The organism is Mesorhizobium sp. M2A.F.Ca.ET.043.05.1.1 (genome assembly GCF_003952445.1).
Taxonomy (GTDB): domain Bacteria; phylum Pseudomonadota; class Alphaproteobacteria; order Rhizobiales; family Rhizobiaceae; genus Mesorhizobium.
Genome location: NZ_CP034446.1, coordinates 1,776,876 through 1,801,181, shown reverse-complemented (window position 1 = coordinate 1,801,181; position 24,306 = coordinate 1,776,876). Strand labels below are relative to the sequence as shown.

The window sequence follows — 24,306 nt, the reverse complement described above, 5'->3', positions numbered from 1 at the left end:
CGGGAAACGCTTGCAATGGATATGATCGACCCCTTCGGTCGCACGATCAGCTATCTGCGCGTATCGGTCACCGACCGCTGCGATTTCCGCTGCACCTATTGCATGGCCGAGGACATGACCTTCCTGCCGAAGAAGGATCTGCTGTCGCTCGAGGAGCTCGACCGGCTCTGCACCGTCTTCATCGAAAAGGGCGTGAAGAAGCTCAGGCTGACCGGCGGCGAGCCGCTGGTGCGCAAGAACATCATGCATCTGGTACACCAGCTGTCGCGTCATCTGGACAGCGGCGCGCTGGAAGAGCTGACGCTGACCACCAACGGCTCGCAGCTTTCGCGCTTCGCCGCCGAGCTCGCCGACTGCGGCGTCAAACGCATCAATGTCTCGCTCGATACGCTCGATGCCGAAAAATTTCACCAGATCACGCGCTGGGGCAATCTCCGTAAGGTGATGGAAGGCATCGATGCCGCTCAGAAGGCGGGGCTGAAGATCAAGCTCAATGCGGTCGCGCTCCGCGACTTCAACGATGCCGAGATCCCGGAGCTGATGCGCTGGGCGCATGGCCGCGGCATGGACCTCACCCTCATCGAGACGATGCCGATGGGCGAGATCGAGGCCGACCGCACCGACCAGTATCTGCCGCTGTCGATACTGCGCGCCTCGCTGGAGCGCCAGTTCACGCTCGCCGATATCCCCTACAAGACCGGCGGCCCTGCCCGCTATGCCCATGTCGCCGAGACAGGCGGCCGGCTCGGCTTCATCACGCCGATGACGCATAATTTCTGCGAAAGCTGCAACCGCGTGCGGCTGACCTGCACCGGCACGCTCTATATGTGCCTCGGCCAGGAGGACGCCGCGGATCTGAGGGCACCGTTGCGCGCCTCCGAAGGCAACGAACTGCTCGACGCGGCGATCGACGAGGCCATCGGCCGCAAGCCCAAGGGCCATGATTTCATCATCGACCGCCGCACCAGCCGTCCCTCGGTCTCGCGGCATATGAGCGTCACCGGCGGCTGATTTTTTCAACGGCTTGATGCATGATCGCCTTTGGTCAGAGGCCAAAAGTGAAGAACATGCAGTATCTTCGGCGCATCGGCTTGTTTTCCGCGCTTCTGTTCTTGACGACAGCGGCGCTGGCCAAGCCGTTCACCTATGTCAACGCGCGCTTCGGCACCGTGTGCACTTTCCCGGACCAGATTTTCACGGAGCGCATGCCGGAGCCGGAAAACGGCGACGGCCTGGAGTGGCACAGCTCCGACGGCGCCAGCGTGGCCTGTTACGGCAGCTACAATGCGCTAGACGACACGCCCAAGAGCCTCGTCGAGAACGAAAAAGCCAGCCCGGAGCCAGGTGAAGAAGTCACCTACGGCAAGGCCGGCAAGAACTGGGCGGTGCTGTCGGGTACGAAAGGCGACAAGATCTTCTATCGGCGGTCCGTGTTCGGCAAGGAGGACGTGATCCACAGCGTGTTCATCGAGTATCCGGCGGCGCTCAAGGCGAAATACGACCCGCTGGTCGGCACCATCGCCGGCAGCTTGCACGAGGCGTCCGGGCCAAACTCGAAATAAACCCTCCGCGCGATCCTCCGCCCGATTTACCGCCGGCCTTTTCCGGCCTAGCCTTCGAGCGCGATTTTCGCTCTAGGGGGAGTGCACATGCGCACAATCATGCTTTCACTCGCAATGCTTGGGATTGCTTCCATGCCGGCCGCGGCTCAGTCGATCGGCGGCACCTACACGGTCGCCGGCACCAATTTCGATGGTTCGAAATATGGTGGCGAGGCAACCATCACGCTGACCAGCGACACGACCTGCACGATCCACTGGGAAACCGGCGGCTCGACTTCGGACGGCATTTGCATGCGGAACGACAATGCGTTTTCCGCCGGCTATGCGATGGGCAAGGAAGTCGGTCTCGTCGTCTACAAGATCGAGAAGGACGGCTCTCTGCATGGGCTGTGGACCATCGCCGGCCAGAACGGCAACGGCACCGAAGTGCTGACGCCGAAGTAAGTCTCCGGGAGCCCGGCAAATCGACATCATGGGCCACGCAGAATTGGTGGCCCATTTCTTTTGGCGTTGCTGTTTGCCGATCGCCTGCTACGGGTTGATCTAGAAAAAGAATCCGGAAACGCCTTTGCCTCTCTCGCCAAACCTCCGCGGCGCGCTGTTCATGATCGTGGCCATGGTCGGCTTCACCTTGAATGATGCGATCACCAAATTTTCCTCCGAATCGATGAACATGGCGCAGGTCATGCTGGTGCGCGGCGCCTTCGCGTCCTTCTTCGTCGGCCTGCTTGCCTGGCGGCGCGGCGCGCTGGTCAATCCGGCCGCCATGCTGCAGCCGATGGTGGCCATGCGCGTGGCCGGCGAAGCCGGCGCCACGGTGTCGTTCCTGATCGCGCTTGCGCATCTGCCGATCGGCAATGTCTCCGCCGTCATGCAGGCTTTGCCGCTGGCGGTCACCATGGGCGCGGCCTTGGTGTTCGGCGAAAGTGTCGGCTGGCGACGCTGGACCGCTATTGCCGCCGGCTTCGTCGGCGTGCTCATCATCGTGCGGCCGGGTTTCGAAGGGTTCAGCGTCTATTCCCTGGTGGCCTTGGCCAGCGTCGCCTGCTGCGCGGTGCGCGACCTTTCCACCAAGCGCATCCCACACGCGATCCCGACCATGCTGGTGTCGACGGCGACCGCGCTTGCTATGACCGTGCTGGGTGCGCTGCTCTTGTCGCCGATGGGCGGCTGGACACCGATGAGCGGCCGCTCGACCATGCTTCTGGCGCTCGCGGCGGTGCTGGTGCTCATCGGCTATCAGTTCATCATCATGGCGATGCGCGCGGGCGACATCTCCTTCATCGCGCCGTTCCGCTACACTGCCCTGCTCTGGTCGATCCTGCTCGGCCTCGTCATTTTCGGCGATGTTCCCGACCTACCGATGATCGTCGGCGCGGCCATCATCATCGGCTCCGGCCTCTATGCGCTCTATCGCGAGCGCGTCGTCGGCAGGCAGCAGCCTGCCGCTGAAAGCGCTGGACCCGACATGGCGCCGGACGGCATATAGTCCGATGGACGGAAATGTTGCGGGGATCATTCTGGCGGGAGGCCAGGCGCGTCGAATGGGCGGCGGCGACAAGCCGCTGCTTTCATTGGGTAAAGCCAGGTTGATCGACCATGTCGCCGCGCGATTGAAGCCCCAGGTCGCGACGCTCGGGATCAACGCGAACGGCGATCCTGCGCGATTTGCCGGCATGGGGTTGCCGGTGATCGAGGACACGGTGCCGGGCCATGCCGGACCGCTGGCGGGCATCCTCGCCGGCCTCGAATGGGCGGCCAAGCAGACAGGCTGCCGGTGGCTCATGAGCGCCGCCGGCGACACGCCATTCTTCCCCGACGACCTCGTCGAGCGCCTCGCCGCCGCAACCAACGACCGGCCGGGCGTGATCGCCGTCGCCAGTTCGGGCGGCAGGTGGCACCCGACCTTCGCGCTCTGGCCGCTCGGCCTGCGCGACGCCCTGCGTCATTTCCTGGTCGACGAGGACAACCGGCGGGTTTCCGCATTCATGGAGCGCCATGGCCATGTCGAGGTCGAATTCCCGATGATCGAAGCGGGCGGCCAAAAGATCGACCCATTCTTCAACGTCAACACACCGGACGACCTTGCGGTGGCGGAGCGTCTGTTGCAAAGCCTCAGGCCATGAGACGCGTATTCGGCATCACTGGCTGGAAGAATTCCGGCAAGACGACCCTGACGGAAAAGCTGGTCACCGAGCTGGTCGCGCGCGGCTGGACGGTTTCGACGGTGAAGCATGCCCACCATGACTTCGACATCGACAAGCCGGGCGCTGACTCCTTTCGCCATCGGCAGGCGGGCGCCACCGAGGTCGCCATCATTTCCGGCCGGCGCTGGGCGCTGATGCACGAATTGCGCGGCCAGAACGAACCGACGCTGGATGACATCCTGGCGCGGCTGTCGCCGTCGGACATCGTGCTGGTCGAGGGCTACAAGCGCGAAGCGCACAAGAAGATCGAGGCAAGGCGGCTCGAAGCCAAGGACCGGACGCCGCTTTCGGCCAACGATCCCAACATCGTCGCGGTTGCCGCCGACTTTACGGTCGAAGGCGAAAACCTGCCGGTTTTCGACCTCGACGACACCAAATCGATAGCCGACTTTGTCGAGCGCAGCACAGGTCTCGTGGCTCGAACCAAGTAACGCAGCGGCACTTCCCGATTGTCGCTTGCCGTTGATTTGCAGTTGCTTTTTTCTCGCAAAGAGTGGGAGTATCCGCCTCAGCGGGCGGTAAAGAAGCTCCGCCCACAAGAGCCGCACGGGACAGCGGCCATGACAATATGAGAGGATTATCATGCGTATTGCACTGCGTATCGCGCTTGCCGCTTCGGCCGCGCTGCTGACACTCGGCGTCGCCCAGGCTCAGGAAAAGACCCTGAGGATCGGCACCGAAGGCGCGTACCCGCCCTTCAACAACCTGACCTCGGACGGCCAGCTGGTCGGCTTCGACATCGATATCGCCAAGGCGCTCTGCGACGAGATGAAGGTGAAGTGCACCTTCGTCGCGCAGGACTGGGACGGCATCATCCCGGCGCTGCAGGCCGGCAAGTTCGACGCCATCGTCGCCTCGATGTCGATCACGCCCGAGCGCCAGGAAAAGGTCGACTTCACCCACAAATACTACAACACCCCGTCGGCCATCGCCGTGCCGAAGGATTCGCCGCTCAAGGGCGTGACCAAGGAAGACCTCGCCGGCAAGAACATCGGCGTCGCCACCACGACCACGCATTACAACTACGCTTCCAAGACCTATACGGACAGCACCATCAAGGGCTATCCGAGCAGCCCCGAGGAGCAGGCCGACCTCGCCAACGGCCGTCTCGACGCGATCGAGGACGACATCGTCGTGTTGCAGCAATGGCTGGATACGCCGGACGGCGCCTGCTGCAAGATCCTCGGCCAACCCTCGCCCCAGCCGGTCGAGATCTTCGGACCGGGCGCCGGCATTGCCGTGCGCAAGGGCGAGACCGATCTGGTCAACAAGCTGAACCAAGCGATCGACACCATCCGCAAAAACGGAAAATACAAGGAAATCAACGACAAGTACTTTAAGTTCGACGTCTACGGCGCCGAATCCTGATCGTTGCGCCAAGGGCGGTGAGGCACCCCTCGCCGCCCTTCTCTTCTCCCGGGATCGCCACGGAGACACGACCCGTCAATGCCGGCCCAAAGCATTTGGACACTTCTCAGCTGGGGACCGGACGGCTGGAGTGACGACATTGCGTCTGGCGTTCTGGTTACCATTGTGCTGGCGCTCGCCACACTGCCCATCGGCCTGACGATCGGATTTTTCGTCGCCTTCGCCAAGCAGCATGAAGAGCCTTCCCTGCGGCTGGCCGCCAACATCTACACCACGGTTTTCCGTGGCCTGCCGGAGCTGGTCACGCTCTTCCTGTTCTTCTTCGGCATGCCGCTTCTGCTGCAATACTTGGTGCGGCTGTTCAATCCGGCCGCGACAATCGACGTCAACAGCTTCATCGCTGGCATGATCGTGCTGTCGCTGATCTTCTCCTCCTATGCCAGCGAGGTCTTCCTTTCCGCGTTCCGCGCCATTCCGAAAGGCCAGTATGAGGGCGGCTACGCCATCGGCCTGTCGAAATGGCAGACGATGCGGCTGGTCATCCTGCCGCAGCTGATACGCATCGCCTTCCCCGGCCTCGAGAATTGCTGGCTGAGCCTGCTCAAGGACACCTCGCTGGTCTCGGTGGTCAATCTCGCCGAGACCCTGCGCCAGTCCGGCGTCGCGGCGCGCGTCACCAAGCATGCCTTCCTGTTCTACAGCGTGGCGGCGTTGATCTTCCTGGCTCTCGCCATCCTGTCGTCGATCGCCACCGGCCATATTCTGCGTCATCTCGGGCGGAGGGCGGTGCGATGAGCGTCAGCCAGGCCATCGTCGTCGACAAGCCGCCCCCTCTGGCCCGCGGTTGGCCACGCGCCCGCATCGTCGGCTACGCACTGGTCGGCGTATGGATCCTGTTCGGTCTCGGCCTCGTCGCCTATCTCGTCTACGCCTGGAATCCAGAGTTCTTCGCCCGTTACGCGCCGGCCTATCTGCAGGGCCTGGGAACGACCCTGTCGCTGGTGTCCATCTCGATGGTGCTGGGAGCGATCTTCTCGCTGCCGGTCGCCTATGGGCGCATGTCGAAGAACTGGATCCTGTCGGGGCTTGCCTATTGCTACGTCTATTTCTTCCGCGGCACGCCGCTGCTCGTGCAGACCTATCTCGTCTATTACGGCGTCGGTTCCTTCCGGCCGGAGCTGGAAACTGTAGGATTGTGGTGGTTCTTCCGCGAGGCCTTCTACTGCGGTGTCTTCGCCTTCTCGCTCAACACCGCCGCCTACCAGGCCGAAATTCTGCGCGGCGCCATCGAAAGCGTGCCGCGCGGACAATGGGAGGGTGCGGCCTCGCTCGGCCTGCACACATTGCAGACGCTGCGAAAGGTTATCCTGCCGCAGGCGATCATCGTCGCGCTCAGGCCCTACGGCAACGAGCTCATCCTGATGATCAAGGCCTCGGCGATCGTTGCCATCATCACCGTTTACGACCTGATGGGCAACGCCAAGCTCGCCTATGCGAAATCCTTCGACATCCAGGCCTATATCTGGGTGGCGATCATCTATCTTGTGATGGTCGAGATAGTGCGCCACGGTGTCGAGTGGATCGAGCGCCGGATTACCGTCCACCTGCATCGATAATTCCCTGCGGCTCGGCCGCCTGCACTAGTCGATGCAGCGTGGCGCGCCTTGACGAATTTTTCGCATGGCCTAGACCTTCGGCCACTGGAAACCGTGTTTTGTTGGAAGGCAGGTCTATGGCATCGGTTGCATTTCTCGGTCTTGGCGTCATGGGCTATCCCATGGCCGGGCACCTCCGGAACAAGGGCGGCCACGACGTCACCGTCTACAACCGCACCAAGGCAAAGGCCGAGCAGTGGGTGGCCCAGCATCGCGGCAAGCTGGCGCTGACGCCGGCCGAAGCAGCCGAAGGCAAGGACTTCGTCTTCTCCTGCGTCGGCAATGACGACGACCTGCGCTCGGTCACCACCGGCGCCAACGGCGCCTTCGCCGCGATGAAGAAGGGTTCCGTTTTCATCGACAACACCACCGCCTCGGCGGAGGTCGCGCGCGAGCTGGACGAAGCGGCGCGCAAGGCAGGCTTCTCCTTTCTCGACGCGCCCGTGTCAGGCGGTCAGGCCGGCGCCGAGAACGGTGTCCTGACCGTCATGGTTGGCGGCGAGCAGTCGGCCTTCGACAAAGCCAAGCCGGTCATTGACGCCTACGCCCGTATGGTTGGGCTGATGGGTTCGGCCGGCGCCGGCCAATTGACGAAAATGATCAACCAGATTGCCATTGCCGGCCTCGTCCAGGGCCTGGCCGAGGGCATCCATTTCGGCAAGAAGGCAGGCCTCGACATCGAGAAGGTGGTCGAGGTGATTTCCAAGGGGGCAGCCGGCTCCTGGCAGATGGAAAACCGCCACAAGACGATGAATGCCGGCAAATATGATTTCGGCTTCGCCGTCGACTGGATGCGCAAGGATCTCGGCATCTGCTTGGCCGAAGCCAACCGCAACGGCGCCAAGCTGCCGGTGACCGCGCTTATCGACCAGTTCTACAAGGATGTGCAGGACATGGGCGGCAAGCGCTGGGATACCTCCTCGCTGCTTGCCCGCCTGGAAAAATAGGCGACATGACGTTGCCTGATCCGAGCTGGAGCGCCGACGACATCGTCGCGCACCTGCGCGCGATCGGCACGGAGGCGAATTTGGCAGGCATGGCGCGCTTCGGCATCAACACGTCGAGCGCGCTTGGCATCGGCAATTCCGACTTGCGGCCGCTGGCGCGCAAGCTGAGGAAGAACCACGAGCGATCGCTTCTGCTGTGGGACAGCGGCATTCGGGAGGCGCGGCTGATGGCGGCCTTCACCGGCGAGCCTAAGAAGGTCGACATCGACCAGTGCCGGCGCTGGGCCGCGGATTTCGACAGCTGGGAGATCGTCGACACCGTTGCCGACCTGTTTGCCGAAACGCCGTTCTGGCGCGACCTGATCGACGAATTCGCAGACGACGAACGCGAATTCGTCCGCCGCACCGCCTTTGCCATGCTCGCCTGGAGCGCGGTGCATCTCAAGAAGGAGCCGGACGCGACCTTCCTTGCCTATCTGCCGCTGATCGAGAAACATGCCCGCGATCCGCGCAATTTCGTCCGCAAGGCAGTCAATTGGGCGCTGCGGCAGATCGGCAAGCGCTCGATGAGCCTGCACGCCCCTGCCCTTGCGCTGGCGGAAAAACTGGCGGCATCGTCGGACAGGACGGCGCGCTGGATCGGCAAGGATGCGGTGAAGGAACTGACGGATGCCAAACAGCTCGCAAGGCTCGCAACCGCAAAAACCTGACCTTTCCGGCGTCCGCTTTGTTGAGGTGACGCAAGAGACGCGGGACCGTTTCGAAACGCTGTTCGAGCAGCCGAGCGCGCCGAAATATTGCTGGTGCATGGCCTGGCGCCATTCCAGCCGCGAGCACATCCAGAGCGATGAGAAGAAGCGCATGATGATGGCGCTCATCGATGCCGGCACCCCGTGGGCATCGTCGCAGAGTTGGATGGCAAGCCGGTCGGGTGGTGCTCGGTCGCGCCGCGCGAGACCTACCGGAAACTGTCAAAGCAGCAGGACGACAGTGAGACCGGCATATGGTCGATCGTCTGCTTCTATGTGCCGAGGTCTTTGCGCGGCGGCGGGCTGGCCTCCGCCCTGCTCGACGCGGCGATCGATCATGCCTTCAGCAAGGGCGCGCGCGCCGTCGAGGCCTATCCCGTCGACGAGGCGGCACCCAGCTATCGCTTCATGGGCTTTCGCGACATGTTCGCCGCGCGGGGCTTCCATGAGACAGGAACCGCCGGCACGCGTCGGCATGTGATGCGGCTCGGCCGTTGAAGGGGCACGGATGGAAATGCGCTACCGCCGCAGATCGTGGACGCCCAGTTCTTTCCACATCCACTCGAAGCTGTAGGTCGCCAAGGGATCAGTCGGGTCAGGCCGCTTGGCGGTCTGATTTTCCATATATTTCAGCCAGTCGGCGACCTTTTGCCGGCCGGCTGCAGTCTTGGCGGCCTGGCGTGGCGTCTTGTTCCCCAACATTTTGACCGGCTGGTCGAGGGTTTCCCGATAGTGTCGATCCACGTGCTCTCGGATGGCCTGTTCGGCGATCTCCGGCGGAATGTCCGATCGAGATGTTTGAGCACCTTCACTTGGCCGCTCGGCCTTCATCTGTTCGACGGTCGTGATCTTAGTCAGCGGTGTCCTCACGAGATGGCCGAGGGCCTGTTGGACAAGGGCGGTTCCTCTTGCCGCCCGCGCTGCGGAATTGGCGGACAGATGCAGAAAACGGCCTTTCAACTCGACGTTGCCAAGCACGAGCGAACCGTTGTCCATTGTGGTATCTATAGCGGGAGCCTCCGCATTTTTCTGGTTACCACCTTTCGGTGTCTCCTCCAGCCAGTTCCAGAATTTCGTGTCTGCCTGCGAGAAGGCTGGAATGCTGTTCAGCCGAACAGCGATGTCATCCGCTCCCACGCCCGGCGCGAGCGGAAAGCGAACGTCGTGGAAAGTGATTTCATCACCATCGGTGTTTTGCAGCTGAGGCCCCGCCACTCTTCCAAGGGTGTCGAACAACCAGGAGAGCGTGAACATGAATGCTGCAGCCTGCAGCTCGTCGTCTTTGATGGCCGGCAGCTTTTTCGCATTTCTCTTGCCGAACAGGCCCCGCAGCCCATCGAACAATATTTCGGTGGCCTTCGGGGTAAAGGGCAAGACACCGCCGGCCATTACGGCTTTGCCCATGACAGGCACGATCCGCGCGGCAAGCCTGTCCCACTGTTTCAAAGTCTTGGTGGCGGTGCCCTCGCTGACGGTCAACGGCTCACCGCCGCGGATAAGGTCGCGGGCCACAAAAGATATTCCTGGAACGACGTCGCTCACCTCATACAAACTCATGACGGAGGTGCGCAGCGCCGCTATATAGGCTCTTGCTTGCGCCCTTTCCTTCCAGCCTCGGCGCTTCAGATATTCGTCGACCATATTGCTGGGTTCACCCTCGAAATCCTGCGTCAGGAAATCCTCGAAAGCACAACCCCAAAGGGCATTCGTCCAGTGCTCGCCGAGGACTTCGGCAAGGTCTTCAAAATCGCCCTCGCCATCGAGCACCCTGCCGAAATGCTCGTTGAAAACTTCCGCGAAGCATTCGCGCCATTCGTCACGGGTGAGAAATTTCATCAGCCCGCTGAGATCATGGCTGGTCGGCATGGAACTTCTCCAGGTACTTGTGCGCTGGGGTCGCGCGACACAGGCTCACTGCCATCGTATCGTCCGGGCATCTTCAGCGCCGTTGCCCCGGTCAGGCAAGACTTCGACAACGATTTCCCGCAGTTTCTTCGGCGCGACGTTCCACCAGAGCGCTTCCATAGCCCGTGACTGATCCATCGGGGTGGAAAATGCTCCGAGATCACGGCAGTCTTACTCGCTCGCAGTCACGGACCGGCTAGAATGCAGCCAATGAACAATCGTCTCGGCACAGGCGCGATCATCGCCGCGGTACTTGGCCTCGCCGTCAGTCATGTCTCGGCGGAAACCGCGCATATCCTTTGGAAGGATCTGCGCCCCGCCACGCAGGCGATCGCCGAGGACGCGAACCTGCCGATGATCGCGGCAAAACTGCCCGACCACGGCGAGACGCTGTCGCTCAATCTGCAGGACAAGGCCATACAATTAGCCGGCTATGCGTTGCCGGTCGATCGCGACGGCGACCTCGTCTACCAGTTCCTGCTGGTGCCGTGGACAGGCGCCTGCAGCCACATGCCGACGCCGCCGCCCAACCAGATCGTGCTGGTGACGCCGGCGCATCCCTACAAGATGAAAGAGGCTTACGACCCGGTCGCCATCACCGGCGTGTTGCAGCCCGGCATGGAAAAGAGCCAGCTCTTTATCCTCGATGGCGTCTCGATCGTCCAGTCCGGCTACACGGTGCGCAGGGCCGAGGTGGCGAGCGTCGACAGCGTGCCGGACACGGTCACTCTGCCGGTCAACTCGCCGTGGAGTTTCCTCAACAAGAAGAAGAACTAAGGCCGGTCGGCGCAACCAGTGTCACGCCGCGTTCGCGCCCGATTCCTTGTCCAGAACCATGTAATCGAGCGGAATTTCCGTTGTGTACTTGATCTGCTCCATGGCGAAGGACGAGGACACGTCGCGGATCTCGATCTTGGCGATCAGGCGCTTGTAGAAGGCGTCATAGGCGGCGATGTCGGGCACCACGACGCGCAGCAAGTAATCGACGTCGCCGCTCATGCGGTAGAACTCGACCACCTCCGGAAATTCCTGGATGACCTCGGAGAAGCGCCGCAGCCATTCATGGCTGTGCGAATTGGTGCGGATCGACACGAAGACCGTGACGCGCACATTGACCTTCTCATGGTCGAGAATGGCGACGCGCCGCTTGATGACGCCCTCTTCCTCGAGCTTCTGGATACGCCGCCAGCACGGCGTGGTCGAAAGGCCGACTTTCTTGGCGACGTCGGCCACCGCGAGCGTGGCGTCCTCCTGCAGGAGGCGGAGAATTTTTCGGTCGAGGCGATCCATGGGGAGGCTCCAGGGGAATAGTTTGGCTATAATCCCTTTTATCGGAGCCTTTCACAAGAAAGAAATTCTGCCAAAGGTACCAAAAGCGGGTGATATCTTGCGGAATGCCTAACCAATGCGATAGCGGATTTCCGACCTGAGGAAGGGCAGCAAATCCATTTCAAACCAGGGATTCTTCTTCAGCCAGCCGGTGTTTCGCCACGACGGATGCGGCAGCGGCAACACTTTTGGACTGGCCGGAGCATCCCAGACGGCGCGCCAATTCCTCACCGTATCCGTCAAGGACGCCGCACGCGTCGTGCCCATATGCCATGCCTGCGCATAGCCGCCGATGGTCAGCACCAGGTCGATCTGCGGCATCAGCGCCATCAGCTGAGCGCGCCAGGCCGGTGCGCATTCGCGACGCGGCGGCAGGTCGCCGCCCTTGGCGTCCTGGCCGGGAAAGCAGAAGCCCATCGGCACGATGGCGAATTTTTCCGTGTCGTAGAACTCTTCGTTGCTGACGCCGAGCCAGCTTCTGAGGCGATCTCCGGACGCATCGGTGAACGGCATGCCCGATACATGCACCTTGGTGCCCGGCGCCTGGCTGGCGAGCAGGATGCGGGCGCTCGAGGACGGCCTCAATACCGGGCGCGGCTCGTGCGGCAAGGGCCGGCCAACCGGCTGGTCGACGCAGATGCGGCAGGCCCGCACTCTCGCGGTGAGGCGCTCCAATACTTCGCTCATATCGGGTGGATTATCCAATTTCGGTCGCTCAGGCCGTCGCGCTCGGCCGGCTCGTCAGCGCCGCGTACCAGCGCAGCACATTCGTGCATTCCGCAGGCACCTTGATGCGGGCTGGTTTCATGAAATCGATGGCGATCATTCCGGTGATATCGGCGACCGAATAGGCATCGCCGGCGGCGAATTCGCGCTGCGCCAGTTCATGGTCGAGGAGATGCAGGAACTCGATCGCCTTCGGCTTGTTGGCCTCGCCCATTCCGGGATCTGCGGCACTTCCCACTCCTTCATCGCCGGATGGATATGCCGGAACGCGGCCGCGACACTGACCATCAGGTTGAGTTCAAGCCGCCTTTGCCACATCTCGACCTTTGCCTTCCCGAGCGCACCCGTGCCGAACAGCGCGGGCTCGGGGTGCAACTCCTCGAAATAGCGGCAGATGGCGATCGATTCGGTGATAACGGTACCGTCGTCGAGCTCGAGCACCGGTAGGCGCCGCAGCGGATTGCGCTGCGCCACCTCTTCGCCGCGATGCTCCAGCGCAGCCATGTCGACGGGCACAAGCGGCACCGTCAGCCCCTTCTCGGCAAGGAAGACGCGCACACGTCGGGGTTGGGCGCGCGGCCGCCGTCGAACAGCTTCATTCCATCCTCCAGCTTCTCCACCGGATCATAGGGCCAGGGTCCGCCCATCACCAGAAGCGAAAGAAATCGCGCAACGCGTCGCTCAACCAGGCAAGCGTGCCGCGCTTTCTCTCGACCGGCGCGTCATGATGGCTGTCGCGCCAGTCCCGCGGCTCCTCGAAGGCGCCTGCCCAGATGCCGACCTTGGCCGCTCTCGCCACCGCTTCCTCGGTTTCGAAGTCGCCGAAGGCAACCGCCCATCCGGCCCGCACCTGGGCCTGGTTCAGGTCGGTGTCGCCTGCCCTGCAATCGCCGAGCAGCCTGCCGTAACGGTCGCGCTGCCAGCCGCTGCAGGAAACCGGCCTGCCGGCGATCAGCCGTACCAGCGATTGCCGCGCCAGCTTGCCGCAGGGATAGTCGGCGCCGGCCTTCTGGCAGGTCTGCTGGTACTCGGGAGCATCGATGCCGCGCATGCGGATGCGCTCGGTCCCGAGCGTGATCGAATCGCCGTCATTGACGATCGCCGTGCCTTGCTCCTTGCGAGTCTCGAAGCGATCGAGCCGCGCCACCACCAGAATCAGCAACCCGAGCAAGAGGAAGGCCAGCCCATAGTCCAGCAGCTTGCGCCACAGGCCGCGCGGCGGGGTTGCCGCATAGCGCCGGCGCGGTCCTCGCGACCCGAAGCGGCTCATATGGCAAACAGTCTCTTAATCATTCGAACGTAGCTTAACGAACTGAAAATCGCTGCGCGCAGAAATTGAAGTCCGTATGCCTTTGCTACGCTCGAACACAGCGGATAAATTCATTGTGGACCGCCGTAAACCGCACCGCAACAGCGATGTGGCGCGCGCGGTGCGCAAGACGCGCGACCGCCTTTCGCAACAGGCCGGCAGCCTCGACTTCGATCGCGAACTCCTGAAACTGCATGCGCGCGCCATGGTGGTCAGCGCGGTCGCCATCCCGCTGCTGGTGCTGGCGGTGGCGGCTCTCGGCCGGCTGGCGGGCCTGGACAACCAGATCACCATCTGGGCTCTGGCTATGCTGCTTTGCTACGCGATCGTCGCGTTCATGTCGCGGCGCGTCGAGCGAACCGAGGCCGCCGAACTCGACCCGGCGCAGACGCGCCGCGACTTCCTGATCGGCCATTTCCTGTGTGGCCTTGGCTGGGCGTGGTTCGCCTGGATCGGCTGCGACACCTGCCAGATCGACCAGTTCCATGTCGCCAAGGCTATGGTGCTGCTGATCGCGATGGCGACGACCGCGGTCTTGGCCTCCTCGCTTGGCGGCGCGCTGTTCGCGACCTTTGCCATTCCCGTAGCCGTCTATGTGTACACCATCATGCGCCTGTGGACGCCGATCGAAGCCACGATGGCGGCATTGCTCATCACAGCACTTCCGTTCTTCGGCTATGTCGCGCGCCACCTCAATCAGGCCTCGTTGATGGTGCTGTCCTTCCGCTCGGAGAAGGACGCGCTCATTGCCGAGGTGGAGACGGCGAAATCAATGTCGGACGAGGCAAGGCGGCGCGCCGAGGATGCCAACCTTGCGAAATCGCGCTTTCTCGCTTCGATGAGCCATGAGCTCAGGACGCCCCTCAACGCCATTCTTGGCTTCTCCGAAGTGATGGCCAATGAAGTGCTGGGTCCGATGAACAATCCGACCTACCGCGACTATGCCCATGATGTGCACGAGTCCGGCCAGCATTTGCTCGACCTGATCAACGAGATCCTCGACCTGTCGCGCATCGAGGCCGGCCGCTACCAGCTCAACGAGGAGCCGGTGATGCTGGTGACCATCGTCGAGGACTGCTGCCACATGATGGAATTGCGGGCCCGCAACAAGGACATCCGCATCGTCCAGGAGTTCGAGGACACCTTGCCGCGCCTCTTTGCCGACGAGCGCGCGGTGCGTCAGATCACGCTCAACCTCCTGTCCAATTCGATCAAGTTCACCCCGTCCGGCGGCGAAGTGCGCGTGCGCGTCGGCTGGACCGCCGGCGGCGGCCAGTACGTTTCGGTCAAGGACAACGGTCCAGGCATACCGGAAGAGGAAATCCCGGTGGTGCTATCCGCTTTCGGTCAGGGCTCGATCGCCATCAAGAGCGCGGAACAGGGAACCGGCCTCGGCCTGCCAATCGTGCAGGGCCTGCTCGCCATGCATGGCGGCACGTTCGAGCTTCATTCCAAGTTGCGTGAAGGCACGGAGGCGATTGCCATTTTCCCGCTGAGCCGGGTGATGGAGGAACTGCCGGCCCTGCCAACCAAGACGGTCGCCACGCGCGGCCGCCGCTGACGTCATCCGCAGCATTATAGCCGGACAGCCATCGCCATGCCCGAGCTGGTCAACGCCGCGGCTTTGACAATGCCGGCAGCGAGCGCAGCCCCTACCCCTTCGCCATGGCTGATACCGAAATCGAGCAGCGGCCGCAGTCCGAGCCTTTCGGCGGCCTTGGCATGGCCAGGCTCGGGCGACAGGCCGGCAAGCAGACAATGATCGAGCGTGCCGGGGCTGGCGGCGTGCAGAACAGCGGCCGCGGCAGTCGCCACGAATCCGTCGAGCAAGACGGGAATCTTCTCCATGCGGGCCGCAAGAATAGCGCCGCAGATCGCCGCGAACTCGCGGCCGCCGACCCGTCGCAGGGCCTCCAGCGGATCGCCGAGGCCGGAACCATGAAACGCCAGCGCCCGGTCCACGACCTCGGCTTTTCGCGCCATCATCGCCGCATCGGCGCCAGACCCTGGGCCAACCCAATCCGTCCCCTTGCCGCCGAACAGCGCGGCGCAGAGCGCGGCGGCGATCGTCGAATTGCCAACCCCAAGATCACCCAGACACAACAGGTCGGCGCCGCCGGCGACCGCCTCCATGCCGAAGGCCATGGTCGCGGCGCAGCCGCGTTCGTCCAGCGCGGCTTCCTCGGTGATGTCGCCTGTCGGGATATCCAATGCCAGGTCGAAGACTTTCAGGCCGAGATCGTTGGTGATGCAGACCTGGTTGATCGCGGCCCCGCCAGCGGCGCAGAGCTCGACCTCATTGGCGGTCGCCGCCACACGCCGCGGCGAAATGCCATGCCTGACGGCGCCGTGATTGCCGGCGAAGATCGCCACCAGCGGCCGGTTGATCGCCGGCGGCGCCCGCCCGCTCCAGGCGGCAATCCAGGCCGCGATGTCCTCGATGCGCCCGAGCGATTCGGTCGGCTTGTCCGCTTTGGCAAACAGCGCGCGGACACGCGCGGCCGCCGCGTCATCGGCAGGCGGCAGCGCCGTGAGGAGGCTTCGGAAATCATCGAAAGGCTTAGCAGGCATTTGCGTCGGTCGCAGTTCGTTGCGGAAATCGCAAGCGGCATAGCCGCCTTCTGCAGCCGGCACAACCGCCGGACGATGCCGCGAACAGGTTGCCTTGCGGCGCATCGTGGAGGGCTTGCATTGCTCCGGCGGTTGCACCATGTGGAATAAAGCCAAGAGAACAGCATGACCGCCATCGAATCCCCCTGCATCCTGGTCTGTTCGATCGATATGAAAACCGGGTTCTGCTTCGGTTGCGGGCGCACGCGTGACGAGATTTCCGGCTGGCTCACGATGACTCCTGACGTTCGCCGGGCGGTGATGGCCGAACTGCCGGCGCGGCTCGAAACGGTGGAGCGCCGCCCGCGCCGCGAGACCCGGCGTGCCCGGATGGCGCGTGAACGCGGCGTTCTGTGAGAAGAAACCGATGAACCGGCTGTTCTGGATCGTCATGGCGGTGATCGGCGCCGGGGTCGTGCTGCTGATGCTCAACAATTCGGCCGGCCACACTTTCGGCATGAACAACAATGATTTCGGCCGGCTGATCTGGGTCGGCGTGCTGGTCATGGTGATCGGCGCGAGCCTGCTCCGCTCGGGCCGGCCGCTTGGCGACATGGCACGCAATATCGGTGTCTGGGCCGCACTGATCCTCGTGCTGATCGCCTGCTATCAGTATCGCTACGAGCTGCAGGACGTCGCGAGCCGCGTCACCGCCGGCCTGGTGCCGGGCAGCCCGCTGGCGCTCGGTGTGGAGAATGGCCGCCCGACCGTCACGCTCGACAAGGCCGGCAACGGCCATTTCGAAGCTCGCATCCTGGTCAACGGCGCGCCTGTGCGCGCCGTCGTCGACACCGGCGCGACCAGTACCGTGCTGACGTCGGAAGATGCCCAGGCCGCGGGTTTCAACCCGGCGACGCTCAGCTACAGCGTCGACGTCTCCACCGCCAACGGCATGGCGCGCGCGGCAACGGTCAGGACCGACGAGGTGGCGATCGGCGGCATCGTGCGCAAGGACATGACGGTGATGGTCGCCGCGCCCGGTATGCTTGAGCAAAGCCTGCTCGGCATGAACTTTATCGGTTCGTTGTCGGGCTTCGACGTCCGCGGCGACCGCATGATCCTGCGGGATTAATCGGATCGAGTCAGGCGGCCTCGACTTCCGCCGCCGCGAAATCGATTGCCGCGAAAGCGGTCTTCAGCACCTCCGGCCCGGCTCCAGGTTTGTTCGCATCCGTGGAAAGGATCTGCCGGAAGCGGCGCGCGCCGGGCAGGCCATGGAACAGTCCGACCATATGGCGGGTGATGTGGCCGAGCCGCCCGCCGCGCTCGATATGGCGCGCGGCGTAACCGGCCATGGCGTCGATCAGTGCCGCGTAATCGAAGGCGGCAGGCGCCTCGCCATAGAACGCGGTATCGACGCCGGTCAGGATGCCCGGCGTATGGTAGGCTGCACGGCCGAGCATGGCGCCATCGACATGAGCGAGATGCGCCGACGCCTCCGCAAGCGATTGAATGCCGCCATTGATGCCGATGAAGTCGTTCGGCTTTCTGGCCTTCAGCCGGTAGACGCGCGGATAGTCGAGCGGCGGGATGTCGCGATTCTCCTTGGGGCTCAGCCCTTCCAGCCAGGCCTTTCGGGCATGCACCCAGAGCGCGTCGGCGCCGGCCGCGAGCACGCCGTCGGCAAGCGTGTCGAGCGCAGGCTCCGGGTCCTGGTCGTCGACGCCGATGCGGCATTTGACCGTGACGGGGATTTTCACCGACGCCTTCATGGCCGCGACGCAGTCGGCCACCAGGGCCGGCGTCTTCATCAGGCAGGCGCCGAACGTCCCCGACTGGACACGGTCGGACGGGCAGCCGACATTGAGGTTGATCTCGTCATAGCCGAAGGCCTCACCGATCCGCGCCGCCTCGACGAGCTTTGCCGGATCCGATCCGCCAAGCTGCAGCGCCACCGGATGCTCGACATCGTCGAAACCGAGCAACCGTTCACGCGCGCCGTGGATGACCGCGTCCGCCACGACCATCTCGGTGTAGAGCAGCGCGCGTCTCGTCAACTGACGGTGGAAGAACCGGCAATGCCGATCCGTCCAGTCCATCATGGGCGCAACGGCTACTCTATGCTCTTGATTTTTCAGCATTTTTCCTTTAACATCAAATTCCTACAACCTGCCGAGTGCAGACGAATTTACGCCAAAATACGACCCTTTTCGCCACGTTTCGATCTCTCAGTGCACACGGAGCGCACACGAAAAATGGCCACCTTCACGAAGCTCTCATCCGGTTCCTGGCGCGTGCAGGTTCGTCGCAAAGGTCGCTACGTCAGTGAGACGTTCTTGCGCCGAGACGACGCAAGGCGATGGGCGACCGAAACCGAACGCCAAGTCGACCGCGGCGAGACACCGACCAAGTCCCGTGTAGCGCGCCTTAAAACTTTCGGCGAACTCATCGACCTCCATATCGACGACATGTGCGATGTAGGCAAGTCCCCTCGCCGCTCCAAGGCCGCCGCCCTCGATATGCTCCAACGACACCTGGGGAAATGCAACATCGCGGCTCTCGATCGCGAACGGCTCATCCTTTTTGGTCGCGAGCGAGCCGCCCAAGGTGCCGGACCGATGACGCTCGGCACCGATATCGGGTTTATAAAGCTTATCCTGTCTCATGCTGCGGCCGTCCACGGCCTACCGGTCAAGGTCGAGCCGGTTGATCTGGCGCGTATCGCCCTAAAGAGGCTCGGTCTGGTTGGCAAAGGCCAGCAGCGCGACAGGCGGCCGACGCAGGATGAACTCGACAAGCTGATTAGTCATTTCGATGCGAACCCTCGCCAAACTGCGCCGATTGGCCAGATCATTCGTTTCGCGGTCGCAACCGCCATGCGCCAGGAGGAGATCTGCAAGGTGCGTTGGTCTGATTTGGAACCTCGCACGCGGATGCTCCTAATCCGCGACCGGAAGGACCCTCGAAACAAGAACGGCAACAATCAGCGCATACCGCTGTTTGCGGCCACTGGATATGATGCGTGGGCCATCGTCGAGGAGCAGCGGGCAAAACGGAGCAATGACGATGATCGAATTTTCCCGTTCAATCATAAGTCGGTCGGCACCGCCTTCCGCCGAGGTTGCGGCGACTTAGACATCCAGGATCTTCATTTTCACGACTTGCGGCACGAAGGAACGAGCCGTCTGTTTGAAGCTGGGTTCACAATTGAACAGGTAGCGCTGGTCACTGGGCACAAAGATTGGAAGATGCTGCGCCGCTACACACATCTGAAGCCCGAGACGCTTCACGCTATCTACGCGGGGAAGGCTGCATAATTCAGGGCAGCAGGGGCAGGCTGCGGACCGAAAGTCCCGGCGAAGGGCGCCGTTCGCATTACGCAAAGTCCGGGCGATTAAACGACTGATATTGCGATCTGGCCGATCAGCCGAGCTCGAAGGTGCAAGGGCGCTTTACTCTTCCCGAAAAGAGTGGCCGTGGCGTTCCGAACTCGGCCCTGCAAAGGAGCGACGGTGCACCGCCCGCCGGACTCCAAGGAGGGTTCGGATTATTATCGGTGTGAGACGTGCGGTCAGGTTGTCGACTGCAAAGACATCAGACAGGTTATGTGGCACCAGTTCCAGGAGGACCATCAGCCGCTGGAACTCGACAGCTAGTCGGGAATACGTCGGTACTGGAAGTGATTGCGGATATGGTTGTTGAAAAAGCGGCCTTTGACAAAAGCCGACCGGAATGCGGTGTAGGTTTCCGGAGGCACTCCCTCAAAGTCGTAACGCTTGCCGCTGGCCACGAACCAGACCGAGAGAATCCTGCTGGTCGGATCGTATTCTGTTTTCCTGATCGAGGTGGATGGCATGGAGTACCCATCGTTGCAGCTCGCCAACGATCGGCCCCGCCTTTTGTTTCAGAAACACAAACCTATAACGCCTGCATGAAGACCATAGCGACTTACGATTCGGCGGCGGGGACCTTCACGCTGGAGAAAAACATTTGGCGAGGGACATTCCCGATCGCCGACTTGCCAAAGTGGCTGGTCTTCTACCGGCACCAGATGCAGCGTTACCCGGCGCAAGGTGGCAACTACGCACTCGATGTCGAGGCGCTTGAAATGCTCGCGAAGCAGCTCGAGGATTGGGAACGTAGCGCCCGCTGACTTTTGCGGAACGCCATCCGATCGAGTGAGAGAGCCGAATGTGCAACGATTACGAACAGCATATCGCCTGGGCTGAATACTGCCGGATGATGGAATCGCTGGCGCTCAAGATCCCTACCCATCAAACCGAGCTCGATCTCCCGCAGGCAGACGATATCCGCATCAATGATCCGGCGCCCATCATGCGCGCCACAGGCGACACCATCGAGCTCGCCTCGATGACCTTCGGATTTCCGCCCTCGGGGCTCAAAGGCGGCCCTGTGTTCAACTTCCGCTCAGAGGGCCGGCAATTCGGCAACAGCAACCGTTGCCTGGTGCCGGCGTCGGCCTTCTTCGAGTTTACAGGAACGAAGTATCCGAAGGCCAAGCACCGTTTTACGCTCAACGGCTCGCCATTCATGGCGATTGCCGGCCTTTGGCGTGAAGCCGCCGGCAACAAGCCACCCACGTTCACCATGCTCACCACCGAGCCCGGACCCGACGTCGCGCCGATCCACAACCGTCAGATCGTCGTCCTTCAGCCGGAGAACTGGGCGGCCTGGCTCAACCTGACCAAGCCCGAAGCGGAGTTGCTGCGGCCGCTCCCGGTCGGCTCGTTCTCGGTTGAGATGGTGCGTCCCGAGAAGTCATAGGTCATCGCCGCAGGATTTCCGGCACGCTGAGCGGCCCAAGCACCAGAATTCGCTCATAGGCGCCCTGGCGCCGCCAAACGCCGCGTGCACTTCCCCTCTCCCGGTCTCGCTTCGGATCAAACGCAATCCCCCCAAAGTGGCTGAGGAATGCGACGGCGGCTTCGCGCCCGGCGAAGCAATACAACCGCCATTGCTCCTGCTTGCCGTTCTCCCAGACTGCGATCACCATTCGCGTCTGACATTTGAGGCCACGCTCTCTGAGGAAACATCCGATCAGCGTGAAGTTACGATCCGTGCAGATATCGTCCGGCAGCGCCACCTGATGGGGCCAATCGCGGTCGATAATCGACGGCGCCGGGATGCCTCGCCCGCGCTTAACCACTGTCTACGCTATTCGAAATGAGCAGCCTGGCCACGCATGATCGCCAGCGTCAGAGCGATGGCGGTGTTGACCGGTGGTTTTTCCATGTGCAGCGATCCGTCGAAGTCGCGCCATGCCGCCATACTCAGGTCATCGTCAGGATGTCGTCTCCGCGGCGAGGATTGATCACGCGGGCGTCGCAGGGTTCCTGGTCGATCTCGATGGTCCAGTCCGCCAAGGATTTGTGGGCAATCGCGGCGACCTGCGCCAGATTGCTGGTAAGATAGGGCAGGTCCAATTCCGCAGCCTGTTCCGGCGTGCCACGCTCATCCACCCATCCAAGCGCAAAAGCAATGTCGATGTCGATCTGCCGGTCCGGTCCCGTGGCGGTTTCCAGGCGCTCGATGAGGTCGCCAAAGAGTCGTCTTCGCTCCGGCCAATTGGCCGGATTTGCCGCTTCCACCTTCGAACGTAGCACGCCGACCAATTCCAAGACCAGGTGCCGGCAGACCTTGTCTTCAGGCCACCCCGAGCAACACGCATCGCAGGCTGCACGATTGGCTTCCAGCCACGCATCCGCCGCCTTCTGCTCCTGCTCACTTGGCTCCTGGCCTTCGGGGAATCCTCTGATGTCCCAGCCCTCCAACGCGAACATGCCGTGGGCGGCCTGCTCAGCCGTTATCCTAGCCTGATCAAAAATGGCCTGTGCCGCCTTTATGCCGCGTGCAATTTCCTCGGGTGTGGCGCCCTCAATGTCCAAGCGAAGCTCCATGCTCGCCTCCTATGATCCATTAGCGTGATATGAACAAAACAAGAACACGAAGTCAAGGTGAGCCTTGACGAGACAGGAATATGTTCCTTATTCCTGTTTCGATCTGGAGACGGAAAGGACCGAGGGCAACGCGCTTCAACCGCGCTGGCCGGCGAAGCTATGCCCAAAACGGACGAAGACAACTTTCGCATTGAGGTCTGGGATCGCGAGGAGACGGCGCTGGTCGAGACGATCAGCCGCTCGCCTGATTTCTCGGTCAGCCAAGCCGCCTGGCAGACGGCTATCCGCCGGCGCCCCGGCATGCTGCTGATCCACTACAATAGCCGCCACATCATGGAGAAAATCCTCACGCCGGGAGAACCCAAACTCCCGCCTGAAACCATCGTCGAGGGCAGCGTCCATGCCGGCCTCGACGTGTCGCTTGGTGATCTGCGCGAATGGCACACGCTGTGCGCATGGTGCAAGAACTGCTCGCACCATGCGCCCGTCGAACCCGCTAGTCTGATCCGCCGCTATGGTAAGGATGCCCTGTTCAGCTCGGTTGAGAGAGCACTGTTTTGCACCAGTTGCGATCGAGGCGGCCCGGTACGGCTCGAGATCCACAAGCTGCCGCGAAACTGACTGGCAACCTTCGACACACCAGCTGCGGGCTATCGATCCAGTGGGAGCTCTCCTGCGTAGAAGCAGACCGGCTCAGGAATGGGTTTTCGTGAGCCGCCGAAGAAGCGCGTAGTCGTCAAGGTCCTTGTATGGTGTGAGGTCCAGATCGGCAGGCACTTTCTTCAATGTTTCTTCGTCGATTGCCTTTTCATGACGCTTCATGAAGCGCTGATAGTCCACCCACCTTATGCCGCTCGTTCGAACGGCATCCCGTTCGATGCGTGAGGCAATCTGGTGCGCGTGAAGGTAATGCAGTCGTAACTCATCCAGAAGCGCCTTCTCGACGATCTCGTGACACACTAAGAAAGGCTCGATCCGAACCGCTTTGTTCTTCGCCTTCAGTGTGAGGGGTAGATGTCTGTCGATGTAGACGGTCTTGGCATCGAGGCTGTAGCCGGCAATGTAGGGGATGTCGAACTCGTGAGAGATGGTGACTCTGCGGTTGAGGGCAGCCACAACATCGGACAACACGCGGGCATCAACATCTTCCGATTTATGATGAACCTCACTCTCAGCGAGCAATCGTTTCTCCATCGCTGAATGGCCGTCGAGATGCCGAAGCGGCTGCCACAAAAATCAGGCGAGCGATAAAATGTTCCATAAGGTTCCAGGCGCCCGGGCCTCTGGCTCGGTTCCCTGTCGGTCGCTTGTCCCGTAGGCGGTGCGGCGCCCCCCGGACGTAACGTTCATACGTCAAACCGTCGGGCTTCTTTACACTGTGGTGTCCCAAGGGTTGGGCCATTGGGTAGGTGGCGGAGGAGCCACTTCAAATCTTCTACACGCTGGAACTTCCCAACCAGAACGAGGTTTGGCTGCGAAGGGACGCGGAGGCGACTCTGGACTGCGCTGCTGCAGGAGGGAGGCCTCGCACAGGAGACGGCCATGAAATACCAGACACTTGAAGAACTGAATGCGGTCGCGGAAGTCGAACCATCGTTTCCGGCCATGACGCGAACTCAGCGCTTGGAGCATTGGGCCATGCTGCTCGAGCGAAACCCCGAGCGTTGCATCGTCGCCTTCCCGGGGACGGAGTACATGACCCTGGATGTGCGCCACAAAGAACAGTGCGTGGGCTCCGCGCTCAGCATCGCCTTCGCGGATCCGGTGTTGCGCGCGCAAGGTTTGAAGGACGACACGTACGGCGAGGCCAAGCGCTTCTTCGAGCTGGCGGAATGGCAGCTGCACGCCATCGTCTGCCACTGCCATGTGGGCGCCACAATGAAAGCCGGATGGGCTGCCGTTCAGGTTCGTTCTGCCATCGACAAAGACAGCAAGCTTTTCAGCAAGCTTCGGGAAGCTATTGCCCGTTGGCCGGTATTCCGCATCTTGACGCATTTGCGGGAGTGAAGCCCGGCGGCAGCCAAATCGCACTCGCGAACTTCTTCAACGAATGATTTGGAAATGCTGGTCTGACATGTCCA

Annotated in this window: 31 protein-coding genes and 1 pseudogene; 21 read left to right on the top strand and 11 right to left on the bottom strand. The window is 62.2% G+C overall.

What is annotated here, in order from left to right; genetic code table 11:
- The first annotated feature begins 15 nt into the window (after nt 1-15).
- The 12 genes from moaA (at nt 16) to EJ069_RS33190 (ending at nt 8,986) form a co-directional block, all read left to right on the top strand.
- Entirely contained in the window at nt 16-1,011 is a 996-nt protein-coding gene (moaA, locus tag EJ069_RS08575) for a GTP 3',8-cyclase MoaA (RefSeq protein WP_126060933.1), read from the top strand.
- 56 nt (nt 1,012-1,067) lie between these two features.
- Nucleotides 1,068-1,562, top strand: a complete 495-nt coding sequence (locus tag EJ069_RS08570) for a hypothetical protein (protein ID WP_126064665.1) — start codon at nt 1,068-1,070, stop codon at nt 1,560-1,562.
- A gap of 87 nt (nt 1,563-1,649) precedes the next feature.
- Nucleotides 1,650-2,006 (top strand): hypothetical protein, encoded by a 357-nt coding sequence (locus EJ069_RS08565; RefSeq protein ID WP_042642401.1) that lies wholly within the window; start codon nt 1,650-1,652, stop codon nt 2,004-2,006.
- A 124-nt stretch (nt 2,007-2,130) separates the two neighbouring features.
- Nucleotides 2,131-3,051, top strand: coding sequence for a DMT family transporter (locus EJ069_RS08560; protein ID WP_126060932.1), 921 nt, complete (start codon nt 2,131-2,133; stop codon nt 3,049-3,051).
- 4 nt (nt 3,052-3,055) lie between these two features.
- Complete coding sequence (gene mobA / locus EJ069_RS08555; RefSeq protein WP_126064664.1) at nt 3,056-3,688, top strand: molybdenum cofactor guanylyltransferase MobA; 633 nt, start codon at nt 3,056-3,058, stop codon at nt 3,686-3,688.
- Entirely contained in the window at nt 3,685-4,200 is a 516-nt protein-coding gene (gene mobB / locus EJ069_RS08550; protein WP_126060931.1) for a molybdopterin-guanine dinucleotide biosynthesis protein B, read from the top strand. Before mobA ends, mobB begins: the two co-directional genes overlap by 4 nt.
- A 151-nt stretch (nt 4,201-4,351) precedes the next feature.
- Entirely contained in the window at nt 4,352-5,137 is a 786-nt protein-coding gene (locus tag EJ069_RS08545; RefSeq protein WP_126060930.1) for an ABC transporter substrate-binding protein, read from the top strand.
- A 78-nt stretch (nt 5,138-5,215) separates the two neighbouring features.
- Nucleotides 5,216-5,932 carry an ABC transporter permease gene (locus EJ069_RS08540; RefSeq protein WP_126060929.1) on the top strand — a complete coding sequence of 239 codons (717 nt, stop codon included), beginning with the start codon at nt 5,216-5,218 and terminating at the stop codon, nt 5,930-5,932.
- Nucleotides 5,929-6,753 (top strand): ABC transporter permease, encoded by an 825-nt coding sequence (locus EJ069_RS08535; RefSeq protein WP_126060928.1) that lies wholly within the window; start codon nt 5,929-5,931, stop codon nt 6,751-6,753. Before EJ069_RS08540 ends, EJ069_RS08535 begins: the two co-directional genes overlap by 4 nt.
- A gap of 116 nt (nt 6,754-6,869) precedes the next feature.
- Nucleotides 6,870-7,739 (top strand): NAD(P)-dependent oxidoreductase, encoded by an 870-nt coding sequence (locus EJ069_RS08530; RefSeq protein ID WP_126060927.1) that lies wholly within the window; start codon nt 6,870-6,872, stop codon nt 7,737-7,739.
- 5 nt (nt 7,740-7,744) lie between these two features.
- A complete protein-coding gene (locus EJ069_RS08525; protein ID WP_126060926.1) occupies nt 7,745-8,449 on the top strand; it encodes a DNA alkylation repair protein in 705 nt (234 codons plus the stop codon).
- A gap of 183 nt (nt 8,450-8,632) precedes the next feature.
- On the top strand, nt 8,633-8,986 hold the full coding sequence (locus EJ069_RS33190; RefSeq protein WP_245456475.1) for a GNAT family N-acetyltransferase: 354 nt from the start codon (nt 8,633-8,635) through the stop codon (nt 8,984-8,986).
- A gap of 21 nt (nt 8,987-9,007) precedes the next feature.
- Here EJ069_RS33190 and EJ069_RS08515 read toward each other — a convergent pair whose 3' ends face one another.
- A complete protein-coding gene (locus EJ069_RS08515) occupies nt 9,008-10,354 on the bottom strand; it encodes a hypothetical protein (protein ID WP_126060925.1) in 1,347 nt (448 codons plus the stop codon).
- Nucleotides 10,355-10,603: 249 nt separating this feature from the next.
- Here EJ069_RS08515 and EJ069_RS08510 point away from each other — a divergent pair, with 249 nt between their 5' ends.
- The gene (locus EJ069_RS08510) at nt 10,604-11,170 is read left to right on the top strand and encodes a DUF3299 domain-containing protein (protein WP_126060924.1); all 567 of its coding nucleotides are present in this window, start codon (nt 10,604-10,606) and stop codon (nt 11,168-11,170) included.
- A 21-nt stretch (nt 11,171-11,191) separates the two neighbouring features.
- On the opposite strand, the gene EJ069_RS08505 is transcribed toward EJ069_RS08510, so the two are convergent.
- The 4 genes and pseudogenes from EJ069_RS08505 to EJ069_RS08490 all read right to left on the bottom strand — a co-directional run bounded on the left by EJ069_RS08505 (nt 11,192) and on the right by EJ069_RS08490 (nt 13,718).
- Complete coding sequence (locus tag EJ069_RS08505; RefSeq protein ID WP_006205209.1) at nt 11,192-11,683, bottom strand: Lrp/AsnC family transcriptional regulator; 492 nt, start codon at nt 11,681-11,683, stop codon at nt 11,192-11,194.
- Nucleotides 11,684-11,791: 108 nt separating this feature from the next.
- Nucleotides 11,792-12,409 carry a uracil-DNA glycosylase family protein gene (locus EJ069_RS08500; protein ID WP_126060923.1) on the bottom strand — a complete coding sequence of 206 codons (618 nt, stop codon included), beginning with the start codon at nt 12,407-12,409 and terminating at the stop codon, nt 11,792-11,794.
- A gap of 28 nt (nt 12,410-12,437) precedes the next feature.
- Nucleotides 12,438-13,047, bottom strand: a pseudogene (locus EJ069_RS08495) (glutathione S-transferase).
- Between the two features lie 47 nt (nt 13,048-13,094).
- On the bottom strand, nt 13,095-13,718 hold the full coding sequence (locus EJ069_RS08490) for a thermonuclease family protein (RefSeq protein WP_126060922.1): 624 nt from the start codon (nt 13,716-13,718) through the stop codon (nt 13,095-13,097).
- A 76-nt stretch (nt 13,719-13,794) separates the two neighbouring features.
- Here EJ069_RS08490 and EJ069_RS08485 point away from each other — a divergent pair, with 76 nt between their 5' ends.
- A complete protein-coding gene (locus EJ069_RS08485) occupies nt 13,795-15,318 on the top strand; it encodes a HAMP domain-containing sensor histidine kinase (protein WP_126060921.1) in 1,524 nt (507 codons plus the stop codon).
- A 14-nt stretch (nt 15,319-15,332) separates the two neighbouring features.
- Here EJ069_RS08485 and EJ069_RS08480 read toward each other — a convergent pair whose 3' ends face one another.
- A complete protein-coding gene (locus tag EJ069_RS08480) occupies nt 15,333-16,328 on the bottom strand; it encodes a nicotinate-nucleotide--dimethylbenzimidazole phosphoribosyltransferase (protein WP_126060920.1) in 996 nt (331 codons plus the stop codon).
- A 165-nt stretch (nt 16,329-16,493) separates the two neighbouring features.
- Between EJ069_RS08480 and EJ069_RS08475 the strand changes: the two genes are divergently transcribed.
- A complete protein-coding gene (locus EJ069_RS08475) occupies nt 16,494-16,724 on the top strand; it encodes a DUF1289 domain-containing protein (RefSeq protein ID WP_126060919.1) in 231 nt (76 codons plus the stop codon).
- 10 nt (nt 16,725-16,734) lie between these two features.
- On the top strand, nt 16,735-17,439 hold the full coding sequence (locus EJ069_RS08470; RefSeq protein WP_126060918.1) for a TIGR02281 family clan AA aspartic protease: 705 nt from the start codon (nt 16,735-16,737) through the stop codon (nt 17,437-17,439).
- 10 nt (nt 17,440-17,449) lie between these two features.
- Here the strand turns inward: EJ069_RS08470 and dusA are convergent, their stop codons facing one another.
- Complete coding sequence (gene dusA / locus EJ069_RS08465) at nt 17,450-18,448, bottom strand: tRNA dihydrouridine(20/20a) synthase DusA (protein ID WP_126060917.1); 999 nt, start codon at nt 18,446-18,448, stop codon at nt 17,450-17,452.
- Here dusA and EJ069_RS33895 point away from each other — a divergent pair.
- Complete coding sequence (locus tag EJ069_RS33895; RefSeq protein WP_348639361.1) at nt 18,386-19,624, top strand: site-specific integrase; 1,239 nt, start codon at nt 18,386-18,388, stop codon at nt 19,622-19,624. The genes dusA and EJ069_RS33895 overlap by 63 nt on opposite strands.
- A gap of 335 nt (nt 19,625-19,959) precedes the next feature.
- On the opposite strand, the gene EJ069_RS08455 is transcribed toward EJ069_RS33895, so the two are convergent.
- A complete protein-coding gene (locus EJ069_RS08455) occupies nt 19,960-20,163 on the bottom strand; it encodes a KTSC domain-containing protein (protein ID WP_126060915.1) in 204 nt (67 codons plus the stop codon).
- Nucleotides 20,164-20,238: 75 nt separating this feature from the next.
- On the opposite strand from EJ069_RS08455, the gene EJ069_RS08450 reads away from it, so the two are divergent.
- Together EJ069_RS08450 and EJ069_RS08445 are read left to right on the top strand one after the other, a co-directional pair.
- A complete protein-coding gene (locus tag EJ069_RS08450) occupies nt 20,239-20,460 on the top strand; it encodes a hypothetical protein (RefSeq protein WP_126060914.1) in 222 nt (73 codons plus the stop codon).
- A gap of 38 nt (nt 20,461-20,498) precedes the next feature.
- A complete protein-coding gene (locus EJ069_RS08445; RefSeq protein WP_126060913.1) occupies nt 20,499-21,092 on the top strand; it encodes an SOS response-associated peptidase in 594 nt (197 codons plus the stop codon).
- A gap of 1 nt (nt 21,093) precedes the next feature.
- On the opposite strand, the gene EJ069_RS08440 is transcribed toward EJ069_RS08445, so the two are convergent.
- The gene (locus tag EJ069_RS08440; protein WP_126060912.1) at nt 21,094-21,411 is read right to left on the bottom strand and encodes a hypothetical protein; all 318 of its coding nucleotides are present in this window, start codon (nt 21,409-21,411) and stop codon (nt 21,094-21,096) included.
- A gap of 187 nt (nt 21,412-21,598) precedes the next feature.
- Complete coding sequence (locus EJ069_RS08435) at nt 21,599-22,225, bottom strand: hypothetical protein (protein ID WP_245456474.1); 627 nt, start codon at nt 22,223-22,225, stop codon at nt 21,599-21,601.
- A gap of 57 nt (nt 22,226-22,282) precedes the next feature.
- On the opposite strand from EJ069_RS08435, the gene EJ069_RS08430 reads away from it, so the two are divergent.
- Nucleotides 22,283-22,846, top strand: coding sequence for a hypothetical protein (locus EJ069_RS08430; protein WP_245456473.1), 564 nt, complete (start codon nt 22,283-22,285; stop codon nt 22,844-22,846).
- Between the two features lie 72 nt (nt 22,847-22,918).
- Here the strand turns inward: EJ069_RS08430 and EJ069_RS08425 are convergent, their stop codons facing one another.
- Nucleotides 22,919-23,407, bottom strand: a complete 489-nt coding sequence (locus EJ069_RS08425; protein ID WP_189341652.1) for a hypothetical protein — start codon at nt 23,405-23,407, stop codon at nt 22,919-22,921.
- 360 nt (nt 23,408-23,767) lie between these two features.
- On the opposite strand from EJ069_RS08425, the gene EJ069_RS08420 reads away from it, so the two are divergent.
- Nucleotides 23,768-24,232, top strand: a complete 465-nt coding sequence (locus EJ069_RS08420; protein WP_126060911.1) for a hypothetical protein — start codon at nt 23,768-23,770, stop codon at nt 24,230-24,232.
- The last annotated feature ends 74 nt before the right edge of the window (nt 24,233-24,306 follow it).